The sequence below is a fragment of the Xanthomonas campestris pv. phormiicola genome (assembly GCA_025666215.1).
In the GTDB taxonomy this organism is placed as follows: Bacteria; Pseudomonadota; Gammaproteobacteria; order Xanthomonadales; family Xanthomonadaceae; genus Xanthomonas_A; species Xanthomonas_A campestris_A.
On the sequence record CP102593.1, the window covers coordinates 2,075,070 to 2,099,894 of the forward strand.

Genomic DNA, 24,825 nt, shown 5'->3' on the forward strand with positions numbered 1-24,825 from the left:
TGACAGTGCGCCAGGGCTCGGTTGCAGCAATTTCGCCACGGGGGCGACTCAAAATTGTCATGTATTTGACGGAATCTTCACAAATGGTCATGGCCGTCGCTTTCCAGACCGTGCGGATCACCCCCTGCCCACCACCCACTTGGAGATAGTTAAATGCGTTCCCATCTGCTCGCCTCGGCGATCATTGCCAGCCTCGGCCTCGTGTCGGCGCCGCAGGCTTTCGCCGCCGCGAAGACCAACCCTCCGGCGGTGTCCGCCGCCCAGCTTCAGCAGTTGCAAGCGCAGATCGAAGCACTGCAGACCCAGGTCCAGCAGTTGCAGGCGCAGTCGCAGTCGTTGCAGGCCCAGTCCGATGCGCAGTCCGAAGTGAACGTGGTGCAGGCCCAGGCCAGCGAGGCCGCGCAGGCCAGCACCGCCAAGGTCGACAAGCTCGCCAAGCTGGTCAACGACAACAAGATCGGCGGTCGCATGTTCTTCGACCTGACCAATATCGACAAGACCAGCGGCGGCAACAAGACCGCCGCCAGCGGCACCGGGATGGACGTCAAGCGCTTCTACCTGACCGTCGACCATTCCTTCAACGAGATCTGGTCGGCCAACCTGACCACCGACTTCCAGTACAGCTCGGCGATTTCCAGCACCGAACTGTTCGTCAAGAAGGCTTATGTGCAGGGCAAGTTCGACGACGCGTTCGCGCTGCGCATCGGTGCCGCCGACATGCCGTGGGTGCCGTTCGTCGAGAAGTACTACGGCTACCGCTATGTCGAGAACACCTTGACCGACCGCCTGAAGTACGCCAATTCCTCCGACTGGGGCCTGCATGCGTTCGGCGACCTCGGCTCGCAGGTCAACTATGCGGTGTCGGCGGTCAACGGCGCCGGCTACAAGAACCCGACGCGCGGCAAGGGCATGGACGTGGAAGGCCGCGTCGCCTACATGCCGATGCAGAACCTGGCCATCGCGGTGGGCGCCTACTCGGGCAAGCTGGGCAAGGAAACCGATATCCTCGATGCCGAGCACAGCTACACCCGCGCCGATGCGATGGTGGCCTATGCGGATTCGAACTTCCGCCTGGGCGGCGAATACTTCCAGGCCAAGAACCTCAACAACGTGCTGACCGTGGCCACCGACAAGAGCAGCGGTTGGTCGGTGTGGGGCAGCGTCGCGCTCAGCGACAACGGCATCAATGCCTTCGCGCGTTACGACAAGACCGACCTGAGCAAGACCCTCGATCCGACCCTGGCCGACAAGTACTGGAACCTGGGCGTGGAGTTCCCGGTGTTGAAGAACCTGAAGCTGGCCACGGTGTACAAGTACACCCACCAGGACAACACCAGCAAGAAGACCGACGTGGAAACCAAGGAATTCGGCGTCTGGGGCGACCTGTCGTTCTGATTCGCAGCGTCACCCAGCTTGTACCGGAAGGCGACGCACATGCGTCGCCTTCTTTGTTTGCGGCGTCGCCGCTGCGTTGTCCGCGGCGTGATGCGTCCGCGGAGCGCTTCACGGTTCGAGCGGACAGCTGTGGACGATACGGCGAATTGTGCGGCGCAGCACTTGCCATCGCCGGTACGGGTTTCTACTGTCGGGGCATGCTTGCGCGCCTGCCCATGCTGTTGTTGTTCGCGGTGGTGCTGCTGTCTTCGATCGGCGTGGTGTCGATCGTGCCGACAGCGGCACACCCAGCGCCGTGCGCAGGCGCCTGCGGCCCTGCGGCAGCGGACCCGTCGCCGGCAGCGATGCCGCTGGCCGCCGATCTTGATTCGGCCGAAGAACGGGCTGTCGCGCCGCTGTCCGCGCAGCGGGCGATGGCCACCGCCGCCTGCCCGCTGCACGCGGAGCCGGCGCTCGCCTGCCGATGCTATCGGCGACCCGCACTGCGTCCTCCAGCCGCCGCCTGAGTCCCGCATCGCCTGGTGGCGATGCCCGCAACTTGCGTCCATCTGGCGTTGCACCGACTGCGGTGCGGCGTTCTCTCCCCTGTGCCTGGAGATATCCCCCATGGAAAGTCTGCTCGATGGTTTCCGCCATTTCCGCAAAGAGGTCTATCCGCGCCAGCGCGGCCTGTTCCGGCAACTGGCCGGCGGCCAGACTCCGCACACGCTGTTCATCACCTGCGCCGATTCGCGGGTGATGCCGGAGCTGATGTTCGCCGCGCAGCCCGGCGAACTGTTCGTCTACCGCAATATCGGCAACGTGGTGCCGCCGTACTCGCAGCACGTCAGCGGCGTGGTCGCGGCGATCGAATATGCGGTGGCGGTGCTGCAGGTGAAACACATCGTGGTCTGCGGCCACACCGACTGCGGCGCGATGAAGGCGGTGCTCGATCCCGATTCGCTGCAAGGCGTGCCGAACGTGGCCGCCTGGCTCAAGCACACCGACAGCGCGCGCCAGGTCGCCGCGCAGCACGACCACGCCGGGGACCCCGAGGACGCCTTGCACTGCCTGACCGAGGAGAACGTGGTGGCGCAGCTGGACCACCTGCGCACGCAGCCGGTGGTGGCGGCGCGGCTGGCCCGTGGCGCGCTGCGCCTGCATGGCTGGATCTACGACATCGCCCACGGCGAGATCCGCGCCTTCGACGCCGAGCAGGGCCGCTTCGTGCCGCTGCTGCCGGAACAGGGCAAGCGTCCTCCCGAAGCCACCCCGCGCCCGCGCCTGGCGCCGGTGCTGCGCAACGTCGCGGTCTGAAGGAGTCGACCATGCGAACCATGACAGAACCCTCCCGCGCCGGCGCCTCCGCGCTCGCCGGCTACCTGCGCAACGGCGCGTTCGGCCGCGACCTGCTGGCCTCGGTGGTGGTGTTCCTGGTCGCGCTGCCGCTGTGCATGGGCATCGCCATCGCTTCGGGCATGCCGCCGGCCGCCGGACTGATCACCGGCATCGTCGGCGGCCTGGTGGTCGGGCTGATCGCCGGCTCGCCGCTGCAGGTCAGCGGCCCGGCCGCCGGCCTGGCCGTACTGGTGTTCGAACTGGTGCGCCAGCATGGCGTGGCCGCGCTGGGGCCGGTGATCCTGCTGGCCGGGGCGATCCAGTTGATCGCCGGACTGTGCCGGGCCGGGGTGTGGTTCCGCATGACCTCGCCGGCGGTGGTCGCCGGCATGCTCTCGGGCATCGGCATCCTGATCGTCGCCTCGCAATCGCACGTGCTGATGGATGCGGCGCCGAAGGCGCGCGGGCTGGAGAACTTCGCCGCGTTGCCGGCGGTGCTGTGGCAGGCGGTGGATGCCGGCGTGGGCCGTGCCGCGCTGGCGGTCGGCCTGGGCACCCTCGCGATCATGCTGGCCTGGGAACGGCTGCGTCCGCAGCGGCTGCGCTTCGTGCCCGGCGCGTTGCTGGCGGTGGTGACGGTGACCGCGCTGGTGCAGGTGCAGGGCGTGGACGTGCGCAAGGTCGACGTGCCGGCCAACCTGTTCTCGGCGATCCAGACCCCGACCCTGGCGCAGCTGCTCGGCGTGTTCGACGCGACGCTGCTGCTGTCGGCCTTCACCTTCGCCTTCATCGCCAGCGCCGAGACCTTGTTGTCGGCGGCGGCGGTGGACCGCATGCACGACGGCCCGCGCACCCGGTACGACCGCGAACTCGCCGCACAGGGCGTGGGCAACATGCTGTGCGGCTTCCTCGGCGCGTTGCCGATGACCGGGGTGATCGTGCGCAGTGCGGCCAACGTGCAGGCCGGCGCCGCCACGCGCCTATCCACCATCCTGCACGCCGGCTGGCTGCTGGTGTTCGCGCTGCTGCTGCCGTGGCTGCTGCGGACGACCCCGGTGGCGTGCCTGGCCGGCATCCTGGTCTATACCGGGCTGAAGATGGTCAAGCTGGAGCAGGTGCGCGACCTGGCCGCCTACGGGCGCGGCACCGCGGCGATCTACCTGGCCACCACCTTCGCCATCGTCGCCACCGACCTGCTCACCGGCGTGCTGATCGGCTTCGCCTTGTCGCTGCTGCGGCTGGCGTTGCAGCAGTCGCGGCTGAAGGTCGACGTGCATGCGCACGAGGACGCCGACGGCAGCGCCGCGGCAGGGGCCGGTGCCGGCAAGCTGCGCCTGTCGCTGGAGGGGTCGGCCACCTTCCTGCGCGTGCCGACGATGGCGCGCACCCTCGAACGGCTGCCGCCCAACACCGAGCTGCATCTGGACCTGGCGCGGCTGCATCACGTCGACCATGCCTGCCTGGAACTGCTGCGCGACTGGAGCCGCAACGCCGCCGCCCGCGGCTGCGCGCTGGTGGTGGACTGGAAGGAACTGGACCGGCGCGTGGAAGGGCAGCGCGCGGCGTAGCGGGCCGCGTCGTTCTGTTGCGCATCCGCGGGCATCGTGCGGGAGTGGCTTCGGTCGCGACGGGCGAAGCGGTGGCTGTTCCGAACTGGCATGCAGTCGGGACTGAAGTCCCTCCCACAAGAGGGCTCGCAACTCGATTGCGCTGCGCAAACCCTTGTGGGAGCGACTTCCGTCGCGACGAGAGACGCTGTGGGAGTTCCGGCTCCCGACGCGGTCGCGGCTGAAGCCGCACCTGCAGTGCATCTGACCGGCGCTGCGATGGCTGTCGTTCGAACAGCCTCAGCCCGGCGTCTTGTCCTTGAACCGGCACAGGTCGCGGATCGCGCAGTGCGGGCAGTCCGGCTTGCGCGCCTTGCACACGTAGCGGCCGTGCAGGATCAGCCAGTGGTGCGCGTCGTGCATGAACTGCGCCGGCACCCGCTTGAGCAGGCCGTCCTCGACCGCGCGCACGTCCTTGCCCGGGGCCAGGCCGGTGCGGTTGGCGACGCGGAAGATATGCGTGTCCACGGCGATGGTCGGCTCGCCGAAGGCGGTGTTGAGCACCACGTTGGCGGTCTTGCGGCCGACCCCGGGCAAGGCTTCCAGCGCGGCGCGGTCGCGCGGCACCTCGCCGCCGTGTTGCTCGACCAGGATGCGGCAGGTGGCGATCACGTTCTTGGCTTTCGCGTTGAACAGGCCGATGGTGGAGATGTAGCGCTTCAGGCCATCCTCGCCCAGCGCCAGGATCGCCGCCGGCGTGTTCGCCACCGGATACAGGCGGCGCGTGGCCTTGTTGACCCCGACATCGGTGGCCTGCGCCGACAGGATCACCGCGATCAGCAGCTCGAACGGCGTGCTGTAGTCCAGCTCGGTGGTCGGCGTGGGATTGAGTTCGGACAGGCGCGAGAACAGTTCGTGGATCTCGGCCTTGCTCAAGGTGGGGCCGCGCCGCGGCGCCCTGGCGACGGCGCTCATTGCGGACCCCGCGCGGCCGCTTTGGCCTTGGCCCGCGCCAGGATCGCCGCCGCGGCCGGCGGCAGCGACGGAGCAACGGCGGCGACGCTCGCCGGCGGCGCGCGCCGGGCTTCGCGCGCGGCGGCGCGGCGTGCCAGGCGTGCGCTGCGCGCACGGTAGCGTTCGCGCGCGGCCCATGCCTCGCGCAGGCGCTGTTGCGCCGCCAGCAGCTGCGTGCGCAGCTGCGGATACGCCGGATCGAGCAGGTCGTCGTCGGCGGTGCCGACGTAGTCCATCAGGCCGGCATCGATCGCCGCGTCGAGATCGTCGTCGAGCACCCAGAGCAGCAGTTGCAGCGGCGATGCGGGGCAGGGCAGGTCGGGCATCGGGGCGCGCCGCTCAGCGATTGCGGAACAGCGGCGGGCGCCGCTCCAGGAACGCGCGGGTGCCTTCGCGCATGTCCTCGCTGGAGAACAACAGGCCGAACTGCGCGGTCTCGTACTCGAGGCCTTGCTCGATCGCCGATTCGGCGCCGACCTGGATCGCGTCGAGGATGCCGCGCAAGGCCAGCGGCGCGGCGCCGGCCAGTTGCTGCGCCAGCTGCAACGTGGCTTCGCGCAGTTCGGCCGCCGGCACCACGCGGTTGACCAGGCCCAGCTGCAGCGCGCGCGCCGCATCGATCGGCGTGCCGAGCAGGCACAGTTCCAGCGCCGCGGCGCGGCCGGCCAGGCGCACCAGGCGCTGGGTGCCGCCGAAGCCGGGGATCAGCCCGAGGTTGATCTCCGGCTGGCCGAGCCGGGCGTCGTCGGCGGCCACGCGCAGGTGGCAGGCCATGGCCAGTTCCAGCCCGCCGCCGAGCGCGAACCCGTTGACCATCGCCAGCACCGGCTTGGACAGGCGCTCGATCCGGCGCATCAGGCGCTGGCCCAGTTGCGAGAAATCGCGGCCCTGAACCGGTGTGAGTTCGTTCATTTCGGCGATGTCGGCGCCGGCCACGAACGCCTTCTCGCCGGCGCCGGTCAGCACCACGACGCGGATGCCGGGGTCGGCCTCGGCCTCGGCGAAAGCCGCGTCCAGGGCCTGTAATGTTTGCCGATTCAATGCGTTGAGCTTGTCGGCGCGGTTCACGGTGACGATGCGGATCGCATCCTGGGTAGCGGTGACGACCGGCGTGCCGGACATGGCCATTCCTGGAGATGTAAAAAAAGAGTGAAGGGAACTCCGGCGACGCTTCTTTGTCAGAGTTGCGTCGTCGGTGGCGGTTACGCGCCGCGGCGGCTATCCTAACGCGTCAACTCAGGCGGCACAGGCCGCTCTGTGCCACCACCCTGGAGAATTGTTTGATGAAGTTGCGTTCTATTGCGGTCGCCGTGGCGGCCCTAGCCCTGAGCGGCAATGCGTTCGCCCAGGACACCTCGTCCGAGAAGGGCAAGCTGAGCTATTACTTCGGTTACGACTACGGCAACAACCTTGCCGAACTGTCCGGCCGCGGCGAGCAGCTCGATATCAATGCGGTGGTGAAGGGCTTGCAGGATGCCTACGCCAAGAAGCAGCCGGCGGTCGCCGCCGACCAGCTGAAGCCGGCCGTGGAAGCGTTCCAGAAGCGCGAGCAGGCCCGTGCCCAGCAGGCCAAGGCCGACTACGAGAAGGCCGCTGCCGAGAACAAGACCAAGAGCGACCAGTTCATCGCCCAGAACAAGGCCAAGGCCGGCGTGCAGACGCTGCCCAGCGGCGTGCAGTACCGCGTGATCGAAGCCGGCAAGGGTGCCAAGCCGACCCAGGCCAGCACCGTGCAGCTGGAAGTGGCCGGTCCGTACCCGTTCGGCCAGCGCCCGGCGCAGGCGCGTCCGGCGCAGCAGATCCCGTCGATCAAGGTCAGCGAAGTGGAGATGCAGGCCATGCGCGACACGCTGCTGCAGATGCCGGCCGGTTCCAAGTGGGAAGTGACCCTGCCGCCGGACAAGGCCTATGGCGCCGACCCGCGCACGCCGTTCCCGCCGAACGTGGCGGTGCAGTTCGAGATCAAGCTGGTCAGCGTCAAGTAAGCGCGCTGTCCAGTGCATGACGATTGCGCCGGCGGCAACGCCGGCGCAATTTTTTTTGCGGCGGGGAAAGTGCTGCTGCCGGCGAATCGCGCTAGTCTGAGCAGGTGTCGAATCCGATGGATCCCGTCCCCCATGCGTTGCTCACGCCCTGCATCGGTCTGTGCACGCTCGACGCGCAGGGCTACTGCGCGGGCTGCCTGCGCAGCGGTGACGAGATCGCGCGCTGGCGTGGCATGAGCGACGCCGAGCGCCAGCGCTATATGCAGGAGGTGCTGCCGGCACGCGGCTGGTCGCCGACGCCGGGCCAGCGCCTGGCCGAACGTGCGCCGCTGTTGCGCGCGCTGCATCCGTTGCGGCTGCCGCCCGCAGGCCCGGGCTGGAACCACCGCGAATTGCACGATCTGCTGCCCGACGGCCCGCTGGCCGAAGCGGCGGTGCTGGTCGGATTGTTGCCGCGCGCCGACGGCACCCACGTGCTGTTGACCCGGCGCACCGACAGCCTGCGCCACCACGGCGGCCAGGTCAGTTTTCCCGGCGGCCGCATCGAAGCCGACGACGCCGACGCGGTGGCCGCGGCGATCCGCGAGAGCGAGGAAGAAATCGCGCTGTCCGCCACGCAGGTGGAAGCGCTGGGCTATCTCGATCCGTTCGTGACCATCAGCGGTTTCCGGGTGATGCCGGTGGTGGCCGCGATCGATCCGGCGTTCGTGCCGCAGCCGCATCCCGACGAAGTGGCGGACGTGTTCGACGTGCCGCTGGCCTACCTGATGGCGCCCGACAATCTTCGCAGCATCGAGACCGATTACCGCGGACGGCCGCGGGTGGTGCTGGAATACGGCTGGCCGGGGCAGCGGATCTGGGGCGCGACCGCGGCGATCCTGCTCAACCTGCGTCGACGACTGGAGCAAAGCGCATGAGCGAACCCTTCCCCGAGTGGAAGCACCTGGTCGATGCGCCGGCGCTGGCCGCCGCGCTCGGTCATCCCGACCTGCGCCTCGTGGATGCGCGTTTCGCCGCCGCCGCGCTTGCCGATCCGCAGGCCGCGCAGCTCGCGCGCCAGGCCTACACGCAGTCGCATCTGCCCGCTGCGGTGTACGCCGATCTCAACACGGATCTGTCCGACCTCGGCCGTCCCGGCCTGGGCCGGCATCCCTTGCCCGAGGCCGCTGCGTTCGCGCAGACGCTGGGGCGCTGGGGCATCGCGCCGCACACCCAGGTGGTGGTCTACGACGCCGGCGACGGCAGCATGGCCGCGGCGCGGCTGTGGTGGATGCTGGGCCTGCTCGGGCATCGCCGCGTCGCCGTGCTCGACGGCGGCCTGGCCGACTGGCGCCGGCTCGGCCTGCCGGAAACCGATGCCGCCGCAACGCCCGCGCCGCAGCCGCCGTATCCGCACTCGTTCGATACCCGCCGTATCGCCGATGCCGAGGAAATCGCCGCGCGCCTGCACGAGGCGCCGGGCTGGCTGCTGGACGCGCGTGCCGGCGAGCGCTTCCGCGGCGAGGTCGAACCGATCGATCCGCTCGCCGGGCACGTGCCTGGCGCGATCAACCGCCCGCTGGGCCAGAACCTGCGCGATGGGCGCCTGCGTCCGCCGCAGGAACTGCGCGCGGAACTGGAGCCGCTGCTGCACGGGCGCGATCCGCGCGAGGTGGTGCTGATGTGCGGTTCCGGCGTGACCGCCTGCCATCTGCTGCTGGCGCTGGAAACGGCCGGCCTGCACGGCGCGCGCGTCTATGCCGGGTCGTGGAGCGGCTGGATCGCCGACCCGGCGCGGCCGCGCGCCAGCGGCTAGCCGCTGCGGCAGGCGCGCCATGGCGCGTCGGCGTGGCGTGGAGGAGGCATGAGTGGCAAGTACAGGGGCTGAGGCGATGCGCTGGCGTGGGATGTGGATGCTGACGGCGGCGTTGAGCCTGGCCGCCTGCGGCGAGCGGCCGCGTGGCGCAGGCGCCGATGCCTCGCCGCGTTCGCAGTCCGAGGCGCACTACCGGATGGCGGTGGAACAGCGCCGCGCGCAGCGCGTGGCGCGATTGCGCGCGCCGGGCGGCTGGCTCAGCTATACCGGTTCCGGCCGGCTGCGCAGCGGCGTGCACCAGGTCGGCAGCGCCGCAGGCAACGACGTGCAGCTGCCGGCCGGCCCCGCGCACCTGGGCCGCCTGCGCGTCGATGCCGATGCCGGCGTGGTGTTCGAAGCTGCCGAAGACGCCGCGCCGACGCTGCGCGGGCAACCGTTCCGCGCCGGCCGCCTCGGCACCGATGCGGCGCACGGCAACCAGACGCGGCTGGCGCTGGGCGAGCAGGAGTTCTACGTGGTGCGTACCGGCAACCTGTTCGGTTGGCGCTTCCGCGATCCGCATGCCGCCGCGCGCGACAGCTTCCGCGGCATCGACTATTTCCCGATCGATCCGCGCTGGCGCGTGGTCGCCGACTGGCATCCGGCCCCGCTGCCGCGCGCGATCGTCCTGCTCACCTCGATCGGCACGCCGCAGCCGTTGGCGCTGGCGGGCAGCGCCGAGTTCACCCTGGACGGCCGCCGCTACCGCTTGCAGGCGCTGCGCGACGACGACGGCAAGCGGCTGTTCTTCCCGTTCACCGACCGCACCAGCGGCCGCGAGAGCTATGGCGGCGCGCGCTATCTGTTCGTGGAGCCGGCGCAGGGCGAGCGCATCGTGCTGGACTTCAACCTGGCGCAGAACCCGCCGTGCGCGTTCACCGTCCACGTGGTGTGCCCGTTGGCGCCGGTCGGCAATCGCCTGGAACTGGCGGTGACCGCGGGCGAGAAGAACTACGTCGGTCCGCGCTGAGCCTGCGGCGCTGGGGCAGGAGTGGGCGGCGAGGCGGCTGTCTGCGTGGGAGCGGCTTCAGCCGCGACACAGGCCATCAGGGTGCCTGTCGCGGCTGCAGCCGCTCCTGCAGGGGGCGGTGTCAGCGGTCGGCAAGCCCATCCGCCGAAGGCGCATACGGCACCAGCGCAACCGCCTCCAGCACCTGCGCCCACGGAAACAGCGGGCCGGGATCGAGCTTGCGCTGCACCTGCCGCGCCGGATCGTCGCTGGCGGTTTCGCTGCTGCGGTCAAGCGCGTCGTGGCCGGCGATGTGGCGCAGCTGCGGCAACTGCGCCTGCAACTGGTGCAGCAGCGCGATCAGCGCCTGGATCTGCGCCGGCGGATACGCTTCGTCCAGCGCCTGGTGGCGCGAATCCAGCCAATGCGGATAGCGGCCGCGGTTGACCAGTTCGATGCCCAGCGAGCGCGGGTTGTAGCCGCGCACGTGGTGCGCCACCCGCTGCAGCGGCACGTAGCGGTACACGCTGCCGTCGCGGTCGATGTAGAAGTGGCCGCTGTTGCCGGTGCCGGACGGATACAGCACGCGTTCGCCGTAGGCGCGCGCGCTGGCCAGGTCGGGCAGTTCGGTGCAATGGATCACCGCCAGATCGATCGCGTCCAGGGTGCGCGCCTGCAGCCGTTCGACGTAGGGCAGGGGCGCATCGTGGATCGGCAACGGCGGGGTCTGCGACATGCACGGATGCTAGCATTCGCCGATGACTCTGAATCCCGATAGCCCGCTGGCGACGCTGCTCGCCACGTTGCCGCGCGCCGGACGCGTGGACTGGATAGGCCTGCGCCCGGCGCGCGACGTGCCGATGCTCGAAGTGGCGCAGGCGGTGGCGCACGCCGATGGCGGCCTGTTCGGCGACCGCTACGCCGGCCGCAACGGCATGCGCGGGCTGACCCTGATCCAGGCCGAGCACCTGCCGGCGATCGCCGCATTGGCCGGCCATGCGCAGGTGGCGCCGGCGACGCTGCGGCGCAACCTGGTCGTCTCCGGCATCCCGCTGATCGCACTGAAAGGGCGCCGTTTCCGCATCGGCGAGGTCGAGCTGGAAGGCATCGCGCCATGCGATCCGTGCTCGCGCATGGAGGACGCGCTGGGCCCGGGCGGCTACAACGCGATGCGCGGCCATGGCGGCCTGTGCGCGCGGATCGTGCACGGCGGCACGCTGCGGCTCGGCGATGCGGTGGTGGCGCTGTGAGCCGCGGCCACTGCATCCTTGCGCACGGCTTCGAGAGCGGCCCGGACGCGATCAAGGTCGCGGCATTGGCCGAGGTCGCGCAGCGCCTGGGCTGGAGTCACGAGCGCCCGGACTTCACCGACCTGGACGCGCGCCGCGAGGTCAGCCAGCTCGGCGACGTGCCGGCGCGGCTGCAGCGCCTGCTCGGGTTGGCGCAGGCCGCCGCGCAGCGCGGGCCGGTGGTGCTGGCCGGCTCCAGCCTGGGCGCCTACATCGCCGCGCAGGTGTCGCTGCAGGTGCCGGTGCGCGGCCTGTTCCTGATGGTGCCGCCGACGCGGATGGGCTGGATGCCGGCGCTGGATGCGGCGCCGGTGCCGATCTCGATCGTGCACGCCTGGCACGACGAACTGATCCCCGCGGCCGAGGTGATCGCCTGGGCGCAGGCGCGCGCGGCGCGGCTGCTGCTGGTCGACGACCTGCACCGCCTGGGCGACCACGTCGAGACCTCGGCGCGCGCGTTCGCCGAATTGCTGGAAACGCTGTGAGCGGCGTGTCGCGCGCAGCAGGCCGCATCAACCGGAGCCACCGATGGAACTGAACATCCGCGCCGAGACCCAGGCCGACCACGCCGCGATCGAGGCGCTGACCCTGGTCGCGTTCTTCCGCGTCGCGCACAGCCGCCACGACGAGCAGCAGATCATCGAACGGCTGCGCGCGGACGGCGCGCTGACCCTGTCGCTGGTGGTCGAGCACGACGGCTACATCGTCGGCCATGTGGCGGTGTCGCCGCTGCAGCTCTCCGATGGCAGCCGCGGCTGGTACGCGCTGGGGCCGCTGTCGGTGGGGCCGGGCCACCAGCGCCAGGGGCTGGGCACGCGGCTGGTGCGCGAGGCGCTGGCGCAGCTGCAGGCGCTGGGCGCGGCCGGCTGCGTGGTGCTCGGCGAGCCTGCGTTCTACGCGCGTTTCGGCTTCGCGCCGGAACCGGGACTGGTGTTGCCCGGGGTGCCGGCCGGGTCCTTCCAGGCGATCGGTTTCGGCGACCGCCTGCCGCCGGTGGCGGAAGCCGACTACCACGACGCGTTCCTGGCCGGCGGCTGAGCGCCGCCGCCGCGCCTTTGCCGGGCCGCGGACACGCGGGTTACCATCGCGCTTCAGATCCGCGAGCCGAGGATTCCGCCGATGCGCCATTGATGCCGCCGTCTTCGACGGCCTTGTCCGTTCCTGCCGACTGCGGCGGGCGTGACCGGCATCTGTGGAGTTCCCATGACGCATCCCTTGCTCGCGCTGGAAAGCGCGTCGTATGTCCTGGCCGACGGCAGGCCCCTGTTCTCCGATCTCGATTTCGTGCTCGATGCGCGGCGCACCGGCCTGGTCGGCCGCAATGGCGTCGGCAAGAGCGTGTTCGCGCGAATGCTCGCCGGCCAGCTGGCGCCGAGCGGCGGGCACTGCCGCCGGCATGGCCGCATCCATTACCTGCCGCCGCAGATCGTGTGCGCCGCCGACGCCACGGTGGCGGCGCTGGCCGGGGTGCGCCCGGCGCTGGACGCGCTGGCGCGGATCGAGGCCGGCAGCACCGATGCGGCCGATTTCGATGCGCTCGGCGAGCGCTGGGACATCGCCCAGCGCCTGCGCGCCGAACTGGAACTGCACGGGCTCGGCCAGCTGGCGCCGGAGCGGCCGGCGGCCATGCTCAGCGGCGGCGAGGCGATGCGCGTGGCGCTGCTCGGCGCCTGGCTGTCCGACGCCGATGTGCTGATCCTGGACGAACCGAGCAACCATCTCGATCGTGCGCAGCGCCGGCAACTGCAGCAGCAACTGCGGCGTTGGCCGCACGGGTTGCTGGTGGTCAGCCACGATCGCGCGCTGCTGCAGGACATGCAGCGCATCGTGGAACTGTCGTCGCTGGGCTTGCGCGACTACGGCGGCGATTACGCGTTCTACGCGCAGTGCAAGGCGCAGCAGCAACACCAGGCGCTGGCCGCGCTGGAACGCTGCAAACACGAACGCCGGCGCCAGGGCGATGCGCTGCGCGAGCAGCAGGCGCGCCAGCAGCGGCGCAGCGCGCATGGCCGCCGCCAGGCGCAGGACGCCAACCAGGCGCGGATCCTGCTCGGCCGGCAGAAGCAGCGCAGCGAACACAGCACCGGCAGGCAGCGGCAGCAGTTGGCGGCCGCGCACGCGCAGCTGTCCGCACAGGTGCGCGAGGCCGCGCGCGCGGTCGATGCCACGGCGCCGATCGCGCTGTTCGCGCCGACGCCTGCGGCGTCGGCAGGGCGCCGGGTCGCCGAGCTGCACGGCCTGCGGCTGCCGTACGCGCCGCCCGGGCGCGCCGCGCTGGACCTGTGCGTCGGCGGCCGCCAGCGGATCGGCGTGGTCGGGCCGAACGGCAGCGGCAAATCGACCCTGCTGCGGGTGCTCGACGGCCAGCTCGCGCCGCTGGCCGGGGGCTGCGAGGTGCATGTGCCGAGCGCCTACCTGGACCAGGCGCTGCAACTGCTCGATCCGGCACAGCCGGTCCTGGCGCAGGTGCAGGCGACCAATGCCGTTGCCGACGTCGCCGACCTGCGCACGCGGCTGGCCTTGCTCGGCCTGGACGCGCAGCGCATCGGCACGCCCAGCGGCCGGCTCAGCGGCGGCGAGCGCCTGAAGGCGGCGCTGGCCTGCGCGTTCTACCGCGATCCGCCGGCGCAGTTGCTGCTGCTCGACGAGCCGGACAACCACCTGGACCTGGATGCGCGCGAGGCGCTGCGGCAGGTGCTGCTGCAGTATCCGGGCGCGCTGCTGGTGGTGTCGCACGATGCCGCCTTCCTCGACGGCCTGCGCCTGGACACGCGCCTGCAGGCCGATCCCGACGGTTGGCGGCTGGCGCCGTGGTGAGCGCGCGCCGCGCGCCGTGGGCGCCGGCCGCCGGGCGCGGATCGCGCCCCGGGCTGGTAATGGCGGGCGCGATGGCCGACCATTCGCGTCTTCCCGTCCGTTGCCGCCGCCCGCCCGCCGTGGGCCGCGCTGCCGCGATCCGTGCGGGGTGGGCCTGGCGCCCGCCCGCGCATTCCTCCTTCCTCGTGTGGTCCGCATTCCCGTGAAATTCTTCGTCTCCTGCGCCAAGGGCCTGGAATACCTGCTCGTCGACGAGCTGCTCGCGCTCGGCGTCGCCAAGGCCACCGCCACCGTGTCCGGGGTCAACAGCGAAGGCACGCTGCGCGATGCGCAGCGCGCGGTGCTGTGGTCGCGCCTGGCCAGCCGCGTGCTGTGGCCGCTGGACGAGTTCGACTGCCCGGACGAGACCGCGCTGTATGCCGGCGTGGCCGCCTTGCCGTGGCGCGAGCACCTGACTTCGCAGCACACCCTGGCGGTGGATGCGCACGTGTCCGGCACCGCGATCACCCATGCGCGCTACGCCGCGCAGCGGGTCAAGGACGCGGTGGTGGACACGTTGCGCGGCGAAGGCCTGGAGCGGCCGTCGGTGGACGTGGAGGATCCGGACCTGCGCCTGAACCTGTCGCTGCGCAAGGGCCGCGCCACGCTGTCGGTGGACCTGGGCGGCGGCTCGCTGCACCGGCGCGGCTGGCGCCAGGTGCAGAACGCCGCGCCGCTGAAGGAGAACCTGGCCGCGGCGGTGCTGCTGCGTGGGCAATGGCCGCAGCTGTACGCGCAGGGCGGCGGTCTGCTGGATCCGATGTGCGGCAGCGGCACGCTGCTGATCGAAGGCGCGCTGATGGCCGCCGACGTGGCCCCCGGCCTGCTGCGCGGCGATCTGGCGGCCGCGCGCCGTGGCGACGCCGGACCGCTGCAATTCAGCGCCGCGCCCAGCCGCTGGCTGGGCTTCGACCAGGAGGCCTGGCGCGCCCTGCTGGCCGAGGCGCGGCAGCGCGAGGCCGCCGGCCGCGCCGCGCTGCGGCCGGTGCTCCATGGCAGCGACATCGATCCGCATGCGATCCGCGCCGCGCGCGAGAACGCGCAGGCGGCCGGGGTCGCCGCGGCGATCGTGTTCGAGGTGCGCGATGTCGCCGACCTGCGCGCGCCGGCGCAGGCGCTGGGCACGGTGGTGTGCAATCCGCCCTACGACGAGCGCCTGGCCGCCGATACCGCGCTGTACCGGCGCCTGGGCGAGGCGCTCAAGCGCGCGGTGCCGCAATGGCGCGCCAGCCTGCTGTGCGGCAATGCCGACCTGGCCTATGCCACCGGCCTGCGCGCGGCGAAGAAATACCAGATGTTCAATGGCGCGCTGGAATGCCCGCTGATCGTCTGCGACCCGATCGCGGTGGCGCCGCGCGAGCCGGCCGAGGCGCCGCGCGCGCTCAGCGACGGCGCGCAGATGGTCGCCAACCGGTTGCGCAAGAACCTGCGCAAGTTCAAGGGCTGGCGCGCGCGCGAACAGGTAGGCTGCTTCCGCGCCTACGACGCCGACCTGCCCGAATACGCGGCGGCGATCGACGTGTACCAGGAAGACGGCGGCCAGGCGCGCACCTACCTGCACGTGCAGGAATACGCCGCGCCGGAAGAGATTCCCGATGCCGACGTGCGCCGCCGCCGCAACGAACTGCTGGCCGCGGCGCGCGAGGTGTTCGCGGTGCCGGCCGAGCGGGTGGCGCTGAAGTCGCGCGAGCGCGGCAAGGGCGGCAGCAAGTACGGGCGCTTCGAGCAGCGCGGCGAGTTCCTGGTGGTGCGCGAACACGACGCGCTGCTGCGGGTGAACCTGTTCGATTATCTGGACACCGGCCTGTTCCTGGACCACCGCCCGCTGCGCGGGGCGATGGCGCAGCAGGCGCGCGGCAAGCGCTTCCTCAACCTGTTCTGCTACACCGGCGTGGCCAGCGTGCAGGCCGCGGTGGCCGGCGCCGATTCCACCACCAGCGTGGACCTGTCCGGCACCTACCTGCAGTGGTGCGCGGACAACCTGGGCTTCAACGGCAAGGGCGGCGCCCAGCACCGGCTGGTGCAGGCCGACGCGCTGACCTGGCTGGAGGCGGAGAAGAACCGCTACGACGTGATCTTCTGCGATCCGCCGACCTTCTCCAACTCCGCGCGCGCCGAGGATTTCGATCTGCAGCGCGAGCACGTGCGGCTGCTGCGCGCGGCGGTGGCGCGGCTGATGCCGGAGGGCGTGCTGTACTTCTCCAACAATTTCCGCCGCTTCAAGCTGGACGAGGAGGCGCTGGCCGACTTCGCGGCGTGCGAGGAGATCACCGCACAGACCATCGCGCCGGATTTCGAGCGCAATCCGCGCATCCATCGCGCCTGGCGCCTGCAGCGGCGCTGAGCCCGGTCTGCTGACACCCGTCGGAGCAGCTTGATCCAGCCGCTATTGGCCGTAAGCGGGGTTTGTGCGGCTCAGCCGTCGCCATGCCGCGCCGAGGCAGGCGCGCTGGCGCGATGCGGCACGTCCTCGCCCGGCTCGCGTTCGCTCCAGTAGTCCTGGATCTGCAGGATCTGCGGCAGGATTTCGGTGAACAGGCTCACCAGGCGCGGCTCGAACTGAGCCCCGGCCTGCTTCTGGAACATCGCCATCACCTTGTCCAGCGGCCATGCGTCTTTGTACGGACGCTGCGTGGTCAGCGCATCGAACACGTCGGCCAGGGCCACGATCCGCGCCGACTCGGGAATCCGCTCGCCGGCCAGGCCGGCCGGATAGCCGCTGCCGTCCCAGTGCTCGTGGTGGTACAGGGCGACCTCGGCGGCGAGCCGGAACAGCGGCGCGCTGCTGCGGCTGAGGATGTCGTGGCCGATCTGCGGATGCCGCTTCATCACCGCCCATTCGTCCGCATCCAGCGGCCCGGGCTTCTTCAGGATCGCGTCGGGGATGCCGATCTTGCCGGTGTCGTGCATCGGCGCGGCCTGCTCGAGCAGGTTGGCGTCCTCGCCCGACCAGCCGGCGGCGATCGCCAGTGCGCGCGCATAGGCCGCCATGCGCCAGATGTGGGTGCCGGTGTCCGAGTCGCTGTAGTGGCCGGCCATGCCCAGCATCTGGATCGCGTCGCGGTGGCTGCTGGCCAGGCTGGCGGCACTGACCAGCGACAGGTGGGTGCGCACCCGCGCGCGCAGGATGCTCGGCGAATACGGCTTGGTGATGTAGTCCACGCCGCCGGCCTCGAAGCCGATGCTCTCGTCGGCGTCCTTGTCCTTGCCGGTGACGAAGATGATCGGGATCGCCGCGGTACGCGGGTCCTGCTTCAGGGTGCGGGCGATGGTGTAGCCGTCCAGGTCGGGCAGGTCGACGTCGAGCAGGATCAGCGCCGGGCGGTGCTTGACCACGGCGTGCAACGCTTCGGCGCCGTTCTTGGCGAAGGTCAGCGCGTAGTCCTCGCGCAGGATCTGCCGGATCAGCGCCAGGTTGCTGGCTTCGTCGTCCACGCACAGGATGGGGGGCCGGACCATCGTGGTTCCTCGTCGGGTTCAGCCGCGGCGGCCTCCAGGGCCGGCGCGGCAAATGCTATGGGGATGCATCGGCCTGCCAGCGCCTGACTTGAGCTTCGGCCTCGCGGAAGGAAAAACTCTCCACCAACTGCTTCAGCTCAGTGGCTCTGGCCGCCGGCAGCGAGGGCGCCAGCCCTTGCAGCACCCGCTCGACGCGGTCCGGGTCGTCGCTGTCCAGGGCCAGCAGCAGCTGTTGCAGTTGCTGCTGCAGCGGTAGCGCGGACGCGGTGCCGGCGTCCGAACCGGGGGCGAGCGGCGGCACCGCCGCAGTGGCCGCCTCGGCCTCGGCGACGAAACGCTGGATCGCCGCGGCGGTCGCGCTCATGGCCGTGCCCAGGGCCGCGATCGCGGCCTCGGCCTGGCCCGGCGCGTCGCCGAGCCGTTCCTCCAGCGCGGCGCTGGCCGCGACCAGCGCCGGCAGCGCCAGCGAGCCGGCCGAGCCGCGCAGCTTGTGCACGTAGGAGATCGCCGCCGCCGGCGCCTGCGCATCCAACAAGGTCTGCAGCGTCGCCGCCGGATCGGGGTTGTGCTGCAGCAGTTTCAGCAGGTAGCGCTGATAGGGCACGCGCTCGTTCCACAGGCGCTGCGCCTGCGCGGCGTCGAGCAACTGCGGATCGGCGTCGGGCCAGACCTCTCCGGCGAAGGTCGGCAGCGGCTCCAGCGGCAGCGGCAGGCGCAGCGACAGGAACTGGCGGATGATCGCGATCAGTTCCTCGACCTGGAACGGTTTGGCGATGAAGCCGTTCATGCCGCTGGACAGCGCCAGCTCCTGTTGCTGGCGGTAGGCGCCGGCGGTCAGCGCGAGCACCGGCAGGCCGGCCAGGCGCGGGTCCTCGCGCAGCAGGCGGGTGGCCTCGTAGCCGTCCAGGGTCGGCATCTGCACGTCCATCAGCACCAGCTGGAAGCGGCTGGGATCGCGCCGCAGCCGCTGCAGCGCCTGTTCGCCGTCGTGGGCCAGTTCCACCAGCGCGCCTTCGCCTTCGAGGATGCGCTGGGCGACCTCGCAATTGATCTCGCTGTCGTCCACCACCAGCAGCCGCGCGCCGGCCAGGCGCGGCGTGCCGTCGCCGCTGAGCAAGGGCGACGGGCCGTCGCCGCGGCGCCGCGCCAGCAGCGTGGCGATGGTGCGGTACAACGCCGAGGCGGTGACCGGCTTGGTCATCACCGCGTCCACGTCGCTGGGCGCGTAGTGCTGCTCTTCCAGCAGGCGGCGCTCGTAGGCGGTGACCATGACGATGATCGGCTGCCGGTCCGGCGCCGATTGCGCGCGGATGCGCTGCGCCACGTGCAGTCCGTCCAGGTCGGGCATGCGCCAGTCGAGCAGGATCACGTCGAAGCCGTCGCGATCCGGGCCGGCCGCGGCGATGGCGTCGGTACCGTTGGCCACCGCTTCCACCTGCCAGCCGAAGCCGCTGGCGATGCTGCTGAGGTTGCTGCGCACCAGGTCGTGGTCGTCGGCGATCAGCACCCGCCGCGCTTCCGGAGGCTCGACCTCGGCGGCCGGCGCCGGCAGCACCGCGAAGCTGATCGCGAAATAGAAATCGCTGCCGCGGCCCGGCGTGCTCTGCACTTCGAGCTGGCCGCCCATCAGTTCCACCAGGCGCCGGCTGATGGTCAGGCCCAGGCCGCTGCCGCCGTAGCGGCGGCTGGTGGAGGTGTCGGCCTGCAGGAACGGGGAAAAAATCACGCTCTGCTTCTCGCGCGCGATGCCGATGCCGGTGTCGCGCACCGAGAAGAACAGCTTGATCTTGCCGGGCTCGGCGCTGGGGAACTTGCGCACCGACAGCGCCACTTCGCCCTGTTCGGTGAACTTGATGGCGTTGCCGACCAGGTTGATCAGCACCTGGTTCAGGCGCAGCGCATCGCCGCGCAGCCAGCGGCAGCCGGGCGGCAGCGGTTCGACGATCATCTCCACCGGCCTGGCGCTGATCGCCGAGGTCATCAGCGCGGCGATGTTCTCCAGCAGCTGGTTCAGGTCGAACGGTTCCGATTCCAGGTCGATGCGCCCGGATTCGATCTTGGAGAAGTCGAGGATGTCGTTGATGATCTCCAGCAGCGCGCGTGCCGACGCGTCGCTCTTCTGGATCATGTCCTTGGCCGCCTGCGGCAGCTCGCTGTGCTGCAGCAGGTACAGCATGCCCAGGATCGCATTCATCGGCGTGCGGATCTCGTGGCTCATGTTGGCCAGGAAATCGCTCTTGGACTGGTTGGCGGTTTCCGCCGCGTCGATCGCCAGGCGCAGTTCGCGCTCGTGGCGCTTCTGCTCGGTCAGGTCCACCGCGATGCCGAGGTAGCCGATCACCTGGTCGTTGTCGTCGCGCAGCGTGCTCAGCGTCAGCAGTACCGGGAACGGGCGGCCGTCCTTGCCGACGTAGGTCCATTCGCGGGTATCGCTGCGCCCCAGCGTGGACAGCGCGGCCACCGACTCGAACGCCGGCGCCACCGCCATGCCCGATTGCGCGGCCATGCGCTCGGCGCGGCTGGCCAGCTGCGCCGGATCCAGGAACAGGCCGGTGGCCTTGCGCCCGATCATCTCGTGCGCGGGGTAGCCGAGCATGGTTTCGGCGGCGGGGTTGAACAGGGTGATGGTGCCGTCCGGGTCGGTGGCCACGATCGCGTAGCCGGCGTTGGCCAGGATCGCGCGCTGCAGCGCCGAGTAGGTGACCAGTTCGCTGGTGCGCTGCGCCACCTGCTGTTCCAGGGTGGCATTGAGCTCCAGCACGCGCGCTTCGGCACGCACCCGTTCGGACACGTCGTGCAGCAGGTGCGAGTGGCCGAGCATGTCGCCGTCGTTGTCCAGGATCGGCGAGGCGCTGGCCAGCACGCTGACGCGATGGCCATCGCGATGGCGCAGTTCCCGCAGCTGGGTGCCGTTGCCGGCGGCGTCGCGCACCTGCGTGCCGAGCAGGTCCTGCAATGGCTGGCCGATGGCCTGCGCCGGGGCGTAACCGAAGATGCGCTCGGCGGCCGGATTCCAGTGGGTGATGCGGCCATCCGGGTCCTCGGCCACGATCGCTTCGCTGGAGCCGCCGACCAGCGCGGCCAGCTGGCTCTGCTCGCGCAGGATCAGGTCGCGGCGGTGGCGGCCGGTCAGGTACAGGTACAGCAGCGCGGCGAGCAGCACGGAGATGCCGCCGATCAGGCCGCCGACCAGCAGCGGCGAAGTCTGGTTGAGCGAGCGCACGAAGCCCGGCGTCGCCTGCGCGCTGAGCAACCAGTGGCGGCCGTACACCGGCAGGCTGCGCTCGGCGTGCAGTTCCGCCGGCGGCGTCTGCGCGGCGGAGTCGGCGTCCCGATAGAACGGTTGCGTGGCGTTCTCGCTATCGGCCAGGGTCAGCAGCAATTCGTGGGCGTGGTTGGGCGAGGACACCAACACCTCGGCGATATTCAACGGCGCATAGGCCCAGCCGGTGGTGGCCTGCCAACGCTGCTCGGGCGTCTGCAGCGGCAGGCCTTCGCGGTAGACCGGCAACAGCAGCAGGAAACCGCTGTTGCCGACGCCGGGACTCTGCACCAGACGGATCGGCGCGGTGATGGTCGGCTTGCCCGAGCGCGCCGCGGCGATCGCCGCCGCGCGTCGCGCAGGCTCGGAGGCGATGTCGAAGCCTTGCGCGGGATTGTTGAGCCGCAGCGGCTGGATATACAGGATCACGAAGCGCTCGCCGTCGTGCGGCGTCAGTCGACTGATCCGCAGCGACGGTGCGCCGTCGCTGCGCGCCTGCTGCAGGAACGCAGCTTCGTCGGCCGGCGCCACGCGCTGGATATAGCCGAAGCCGCGCACCCCGGGGAATTCGCGCCGGTACTCGCGCGAGGCGCTGTAGCGGTCGAAGCGCTCGCGCGAGATATGGTCGCCGCCGGCGGCGATCACCGCGCCGCGCGCGCCGCGCAGGCCGTGCTCGTAGACATTCAGGCGCTGCTGCAGTTCGCCGGTGACGTGGGTGGTCAGTTGCTGGAAGCGGTCGCGGGCTTGTTGGCGGTTGCGCTCGTGCAGGCCGCGGGCGATCAGCGCCGCCGCCAGCAACCCGAGCAGCAGCACCGCCAGCGCGGCGCCGAGCGCCGACCGTGCAGGGCCGGCAGCGGGTGTCCAGCGGTTCTTCGACATGCGCCCCTTTCCTTTGGCGAACGCTGGCGATGCGCATGCATCGGCGTCCCTCCGGTCCGTACGGGATGGCTTTCACGATTGAAGCGACGGTCCTGCCCCGACCGTGTATGCCACGCTAGCGCGATCGTTGCGGCCGCACCAGTCCCGCGGTGCATTGCGGGAGCGTCCGTCTACGACCTTCATGGAATCAGCGTGACGGCTGCGTGCAGCGCGACCCCGATCAGGCCGCCGACCAGGGTGCCGTTGAAACGGATGTACTGCAGGTCGCGGCCGACGCTCAATTCCAGTTGCTCCACCAGATGGCGTTCGTCCCAGCCTTTCACGGTCTGCGCGATGTGGTCGGTGACGCCGCTGCGCAGGCGCTGGGTCAGCTTCTCCGCGCCGCCCAGCAGGTGCTGGTTGAGCGCCTCGCGCAGCGCGCTGTCCTGGGACAACGATTGCCCGAGCGCGCCCAGCGAGCGCTGCAAATGCTGCACCAGCACACCGTCGCTGCGCGACAGGTCCTCGCGCAGGCTGGCGTGGATCTGGTCCCACAGGCCCTGCACGTAGTCCTGCACGCCGGGATGTTCGATCAGCCGCTGCTTCATCGCCTGCAGCTTGTCGGCGGTGGCCGGGTCGCCGCGCAGGCGTTGCACGTAGCCGCCGAGCCAGCGCTCGTAGTCCTGGCGCAGCGGATGCTGCGGCTGCGACAGCACGTCCTGCAGTTCGTCCAGCAGCGCGTGCGCCAGGCGTTCGGCCAGGGTGTCGGCGATGCCTTCCACCGGCTTGACCCATTCCACGGTGCCGACCAGCTTGGGCCATTCGCGGCGCGCGTACTTGACGATCATCGCCGACACGCGCTGCTTCACCGCCGCATCGTCCAGGTGCCGGCCGAGCCGGGTCAGTGCTTCGTCGAGCAGGGCCTGGTGGCGGCCATCGGCGGTGAGCAGGCCGAGGATCTCGCCGGCGGTCGCGGCGGCGTTCCATTCGCGCAGGCGCGCCACCACGAAGCCATGGATGCGGCGCCGCACCGCGGCCTCGTCGAGCAGGTCCAGTGCCTGCAGCGCCCAGCCGCGTGCCAGTTCGGCCAGCTTGCCGGCCTGCGCCGGTTCGGCCAGCCACTGGCCCAGCCGCTTGGCCGGATCGAACGCGCTGAGCTTGGCCAGCAGCGCAGCCGGTTCCAGGAAATGGTCGCGCACGAACACGGCCAGGCTGTCGGCGATGCGCGCCTTGCCGTGCGGGATGATCGCGGTGTGCGGAATCGGCAGCCCCAGCGGATGGCGGAACAGCGCCACCACCGCGAACCAGTCGGCCAGCGCGCCGACCGTGGCCGCCTCGCAGAACGCGCCGATCCAGGCCCAGGCGCCGTGCATGCCCATGACGTGGCTGAGCAGGAAGCCGGCCAGCATCGCCAGCAGCAACAGTGCCGCCAGCAGTTTCATGCGCCGCAGCTGCGCGCGGCGCGGATCGGGCGGCATGGTCGGTCCGGGAGACGTGCTCATGTGAGCCAGTTTACGCAGCGCGCGGTTAGGACGGTTTCATCGGAGCGGCCGTCACCGGCGTGCGCGCGAACGTCCAACGCCGGCACACCCAGCGCGCCGGACGGCCAGGCGCGCCGCTCCGGCACGGCGCCGTCGCGGGGCATGGCCGGGTGCTGGACGGCATGCTAGGTTCGCCTTCGGGCCACTTGCCGGACGCGCGCCATGCTCGCCGATCACACCCCTGCCGGTTTCATCGCCGTCGACGACATCGACCGCGCGCGCGCCTTCTACGAGGGCATCCTGGGCCTGCGCTGCCAGGGCTTCGACGGCTTCGCCCTGAAATTCGCGGCCGGTCCGATCAACCTGCGCATCGTCAAGCCGCCGGCGCGCGTCGCCGCCGACTACACCGTGTTCGGTTGGGAGAGCGCCGATATCGGTGCCGATGTGGCCGCGCTTGCGGCCAGGGGCGTTGCGTTCATCCGCTACCCGTTCTTCGCCGACAGCCAGGACGCGCAAGGCATCTGGACCGCGCCGAACGGCGACAGGGTGGCCTGGTTCCGCGATCCGGACGGCAACACCCTGTCGCTTGCCCAGCACGCCTGAGGCGGGTCGGCCCGCGGCCTGCGCACCGCGCCGGATCGCGCGAGCTTCAGCGCCCGGATCAGCCCTGCAGCCGCGCGCGCAGGGCCGCCACTTCCTCGCGCAGCGCCCGGTTCTCGGCGTCCAGCTCGGCCACGCGCTGGCGCAGTGCGGCCAGTTCGCTGTCGCCCTGCGCTGCGTCGCCATCGCCATCCCGTTCGGTGGCCGCCGTGTCGCGCGGCTTGCGTTTGGATTCGCGGGCGCGCTTGGCCGCCTGCTTGAGTTCGTCCTTGCCGGCCATGGCCGCGGCGCGCTGTTCGTCCTCGGGCAGGCTGGCCACCGCCGCGGCGGCGTTGATCGAGATCGCGCCGGACTTCACCGCTTCCACCACTTCGGCGGTGGCCTGCTTCTGGATCTTCTCGATCTGCACCACCTGGCTGTTGCTGAGCCGCGCGGCGCGGGCCAGCTCGGCGCGGCTCAACGGCGCCGGCATCGCCTCGCTGCGCGCGCCGTCTGCGCCGGCCGGCGCATCGGCCCAGGGCGCGGCATCGTCCTGCGCCTCGGCTGCGGCGCCATCGGCGGCCGCCGTGGACGCCTCGGCGGCGCGGCTGCGGCGTTGGGCCAGGATCTCGCGCTTGCGCAGCGCCAGCACGCCGCGCTGGAAATCGGACACGCTGCGCCGGCCCAGGTGCTGGTCGATCATCCACAGGTGCACGTCCTGCAGCGACTGGAAGCGGGTGTTCTGCACGGTCTGGAACGGCAGCCCGTGTTTCTGGCAGATGCCGTAGCGGTTGTGGCCGTCGACCAGGATCTCGCCCCACAGCACCAGCGCATCGCGGCAGCCTTCGGCGAGCAGGCTGCGCTCCAGCGCCGCGTATTCGTCGGCGGTGAGCGGATCGATGTAGGCCTTGAGGTCTTCTTTGACAACGATGTTCATCGGGGCAGGGCGTTGCGTTGCGGCGGGGACGGCATTGTAGAAGAACGGGACTCGGGACTCGGG

Annotated in this window: 22 protein-coding genes; 14 read left to right on the forward strand and 8 right to left on the reverse strand. The window is 70.8% G+C overall.

Going from position 1 to position 24,825, the window contains the following annotated elements; all coding sequences use genetic code 11:
* The first annotated feature begins 153 nt into the window (after window positions 1-153).
* From NRY95_08635 to NRY95_08650, 4 genes are all read left to right on the forward strand, one after another.
* Complete coding sequence (locus NRY95_08635; protein ID UYC18002.1) at window positions 154-1,395, forward strand: OprO/OprP family phosphate-selective porin; 1,242 nt, start codon at window positions 154-156, stop codon at window positions 1,393-1,395.
* A 215-nt stretch (window positions 1,396-1,610) separates the two neighbouring features.
* On the forward strand, window positions 1,611-1,901 hold the full coding sequence (locus NRY95_08640) for a hypothetical protein (GenBank protein UYC18003.1): 291 nt from the start codon (window positions 1,611-1,613) through the stop codon (window positions 1,899-1,901).
* Between the two features lie 100 nt (window positions 1,902-2,001).
* Window positions 2,002-2,691, forward strand: coding sequence for a carbonic anhydrase (locus NRY95_08645; protein UYC18004.1), 690 nt, complete (start codon window positions 2,002-2,004; stop codon window positions 2,689-2,691).
* A gap of 20 nt (window positions 2,692-2,711) precedes the next feature.
* Window positions 2,712-4,280: a SulP family inorganic anion transporter gene (locus tag NRY95_08650; GenBank protein ID UYC18005.1), complete on the forward strand. Its 1,569-nt coding sequence runs from the start codon at window positions 2,712-2,714 to the stop codon at window positions 4,278-4,280.
* Window positions 4,281-4,559: 279 nt separating this feature from the next.
* Here NRY95_08650 and nth read toward each other — a convergent pair whose 3' ends face one another.
* Genes nth through NRY95_08665 form a run of 3 tightly spaced genes read right to left on the reverse strand, consistent with a single transcriptional unit; the run spans window position 4,560 to window position 6,395 of the window.
* Entirely contained in the window at window positions 4,560-5,234 is a 675-nt protein-coding gene (gene nth, locus NRY95_08655; GenBank protein UYC18006.1) for an endonuclease III, read from the reverse strand.
* Entirely contained in the window at window positions 5,231-5,599 is a 369-nt protein-coding gene (locus NRY95_08660) for a hypothetical protein (protein ID UYC18007.1), read from the reverse strand. Before NRY95_08660 ends, nth begins: the two co-directional genes overlap by 4 nt.
* A 13-nt stretch (window positions 5,600-5,612) precedes the next feature.
* Window positions 5,613-6,395: an enoyl-CoA hydratase-related protein gene (locus NRY95_08665; GenBank protein ID UYC18008.1), complete on the reverse strand. Its 783-nt coding sequence runs from the start codon at window positions 6,393-6,395 to the stop codon at window positions 5,613-5,615.
* A gap of 161 nt (window positions 6,396-6,556) precedes the next feature.
* On the opposite strand from NRY95_08665, the gene NRY95_08670 reads away from it, so the two are divergent.
* The 4 genes from NRY95_08670 to NRY95_08685 all read left to right on the forward strand — a co-directional run bounded on the left by NRY95_08670 (window position 6,557) and on the right by NRY95_08685 (window position 10,062).
* Window positions 6,557-7,258 (forward strand): FKBP-type peptidyl-prolyl cis-trans isomerase, encoded by a 702-nt coding sequence (locus NRY95_08670; protein ID UYC18009.1) that lies wholly within the window; start codon window positions 6,557-6,559, stop codon window positions 7,256-7,258.
* 116 nt (window positions 7,259-7,374) lie between these two features.
* Window positions 7,375-8,175, forward strand: coding sequence for a DUF1289 domain-containing protein (locus NRY95_08675; protein UYC18010.1), 801 nt, complete (start codon window positions 7,375-7,377; stop codon window positions 8,173-8,175).
* On the forward strand, window positions 8,172-9,053 hold the full coding sequence (locus NRY95_08680) for a sulfurtransferase (GenBank protein UYC18011.1): 882 nt from the start codon (window positions 8,172-8,174) through the stop codon (window positions 9,051-9,053). Before NRY95_08675 ends, NRY95_08680 begins: the two co-directional genes overlap by 4 nt.
* A 91-nt stretch (window positions 9,054-9,144) precedes the next feature.
* Complete coding sequence (locus tag NRY95_08685; protein UYC18012.1) at window positions 9,145-10,062, forward strand: DUF1684 domain-containing protein; 918 nt, start codon at window positions 9,145-9,147, stop codon at window positions 10,060-10,062.
* A gap of 121 nt (window positions 10,063-10,183) precedes the next feature.
* Here NRY95_08685 and NRY95_08690 read toward each other — a convergent pair whose 3' ends face one another.
* Window positions 10,184-10,777: an N-acetylmuramoyl-L-alanine amidase gene (locus NRY95_08690; protein ID UYC18013.1), complete on the reverse strand. Its 594-nt coding sequence runs from the start codon at window positions 10,775-10,777 to the stop codon at window positions 10,184-10,186.
* A gap of 22 nt (window positions 10,778-10,799) precedes the next feature.
* Between NRY95_08690 and NRY95_08695 the strand changes: the two genes are divergently transcribed.
* From NRY95_08695 to rlmKL, 5 genes are all read left to right on the forward strand, one after another.
* A complete protein-coding gene (locus NRY95_08695) occupies window positions 10,800-11,291 on the forward strand; it encodes an MOSC domain-containing protein (protein UYC18014.1) in 492 nt (163 codons plus the stop codon).
* Window positions 11,288-11,815 carry an alpha/beta fold hydrolase gene (locus NRY95_08700; GenBank protein UYC18015.1) on the forward strand — a complete coding sequence of 176 codons (528 nt, stop codon included), beginning with the start codon at window positions 11,288-11,290 and terminating at the stop codon, window positions 11,813-11,815. Before NRY95_08695 ends, NRY95_08700 begins: the two co-directional genes overlap by 4 nt.
* 43 nt (window positions 11,816-11,858) lie before the next feature.
* A complete protein-coding gene (locus NRY95_08705) occupies window positions 11,859-12,368 on the forward strand; it encodes an N-acetyltransferase (protein UYC18016.1) in 510 nt (169 codons plus the stop codon).
* Between the two features lie 165 nt (window positions 12,369-12,533).
* The gene (locus NRY95_08710; GenBank protein UYC18017.1) at window positions 12,534-14,147 is read left to right on the forward strand and encodes an ATP-binding cassette domain-containing protein; all 1,614 of its coding nucleotides are present in this window, start codon (window positions 12,534-12,536) and stop codon (window positions 14,145-14,147) included.
* Window positions 14,148-14,349: 202 nt separating this feature from the next.
* Entirely contained in the window at window positions 14,350-16,530 is a 2,181-nt protein-coding gene (rlmKL, locus tag NRY95_08715) for a bifunctional 23S rRNA (guanine(2069)-N(7))-methyltransferase RlmK/23S rRNA (guanine(2445)-N(2))-methyltransferase RlmL (GenBank protein UYC18018.1), read from the forward strand.
* Between the two features lie 71 nt (window positions 16,531-16,601).
* Here the strand turns inward: rlmKL and NRY95_08720 are convergent, their stop codons facing one another.
* From NRY95_08720 to NRY95_08730, 3 genes are all read right to left on the reverse strand, one after another.
* Window positions 16,602-17,645: a response regulator gene (locus NRY95_08720; protein ID UYC18019.1), complete on the reverse strand. Its 1,044-nt coding sequence runs from the start codon at window positions 17,643-17,645 to the stop codon at window positions 16,602-16,604.
* Between the two features lie 55 nt (window positions 17,646-17,700).
* Entirely contained in the window at window positions 17,701-21,786 is a 4,086-nt protein-coding gene (locus NRY95_08725) for a CHASE domain-containing protein (GenBank protein UYC18020.1), read from the reverse strand.
* Between the two features lie 179 nt (window positions 21,787-21,965).
* Window positions 21,966-23,207 carry a DUF445 family protein gene (locus tag NRY95_08730; GenBank protein UYC18539.1) on the reverse strand — a complete coding sequence of 414 codons (1,242 nt, stop codon included), beginning with the start codon at window positions 23,205-23,207 and terminating at the stop codon, window positions 21,966-21,968.
* Window positions 23,208-23,468: 261 nt separating this feature from the next.
* On the opposite strand from NRY95_08730, the gene NRY95_08735 reads away from it, so the two are divergent.
* Complete coding sequence (locus NRY95_08735) at window positions 23,469-23,849, forward strand: VOC family protein (GenBank protein ID UYC18021.1); 381 nt, start codon at window positions 23,469-23,471, stop codon at window positions 23,847-23,849.
* Between the two features lie 58 nt (window positions 23,850-23,907).
* Here the strand turns inward: NRY95_08735 and NRY95_08740 are convergent, their stop codons facing one another.
* The gene (locus NRY95_08740) at window positions 23,908-24,762 is read right to left on the reverse strand and encodes a plasmid replication/partition related protein (GenBank protein ID UYC18022.1); all 855 of its coding nucleotides are present in this window, start codon (window positions 24,760-24,762) and stop codon (window positions 23,908-23,910) included.
* Window positions 24,763-24,825 lie beyond the last annotated feature (63 nt).